This is a genomic window from Streptomyces hilarionis, from assembly GCF_024539675.1.
Lineage (GTDB): Bacteria > Actinomycetota > Actinomycetes > Streptomycetales > Streptomycetaceae > Streptomyces > Streptomyces hilarionis.
This window is the reverse complement of record NZ_JAHHIT010000643.1, coordinates 1-298: the sequence shown is the minus strand read 5'-3', so window position 1 is coordinate 298 and position 298 is coordinate 1. Positions and strand designations below refer to the sequence as shown.

Genomic DNA, 298 nt, shown 5'->3' with positions numbered 1-298 from the left:
GTAGACCTGCCTGATATGCCTTCGATTCCGCACAGCGAAAAGAAGGAACCCTAAAATGACGAAACCCGCAGCACGGCAATGCTTGCGGGTTTCTAGGTTTTTTGCGAAGGAGCAAAAATCCACGCGCCCATCATACACCGTGGCCGTGGGTATTTACAGAGCGCGCCGAACTGGCGTCAGCAACCACACGGAGATCCAACCAATGTCTTCAAGCTATGTACGGGCTCAGATCCGGCATGTGGAAGAAGTTATTCAAAGCGACGGGCCTGATGACTTTTTCACAGGCCCTGACCATGAC

Annotated in this window: 1 protein-coding gene; it reads left to right on the top strand. The window is 52.7% G+C overall.

The window, feature by feature from the left end:
* Nucleotides 1–55: 55 nt before the first annotated feature.
* On the top strand, nucleotides 56–298 hold a 243-nt coding region (locus KMS84_RS44410; protein WP_256921540.1), incomplete at its 3' end, for a hypothetical protein.